This is a genomic window from Allobosea sp. ASV33 (genome assembly GCF_016428755.1).
Taxonomy (GTDB): Bacteria; Pseudomonadota; Alphaproteobacteria; order Rhizobiales; family Beijerinckiaceae; genus Allobosea.
In genome coordinates, this window is sequence record NZ_JAELTI010000221.1 from 1 (window position 1) to 401 (window position 401).

A 401-nucleotide genomic window follows, 5' to 3' on the forward strand; every position below is an offset into this window, starting at 1 on the left:
CCCCCCCCCCCCCCCCCCCCCCCCCCCCCCCCCCCCCCCCCCCCCCCCCCCCCCCCCCCCCCCCCCCCCCCCCTCTCCCATGATACGCCGCCCACCGAGATCTACACCGAAGGTTAATCGTCGGCAGCGTCAGATGTGTATAAGAGACAGGCTCGGCCCGTCCGGCTGCGGCGAGTCGACGACGCTGAACCTGATCGCTGGGCTGCTCCCGGCCACCGGCGGCGGCATCTGGCTCGACGACAAGCGCATCGCTGTCTCTTATACACATCTCCGAGCCCACGAGACTCTAGGCGCGATCTCGTATGCCGGGTTGGGCGTGAAAAGGGGGGGGGGGGGGGGGGGGGGGGGGGGGGGGGGGGGGGGGGGGGGGGGGGGGGGGGGGGGGGGGGGGGGGGGGGGGG

At 76.3% G+C, this 401-nt stretch carries 1 protein-coding gene; it reads left to right on the forward strand.

The window, feature by feature from the left end; translation table 11 throughout:
• Positions 1-79 precede the first annotated feature (79 nt).
• On the forward strand, positions 80-401 hold a 322-nt coding region (locus JHD80_RS29335; RefSeq protein ID WP_465246568.1), incomplete at its 3' end, for an ATP-binding cassette domain-containing protein.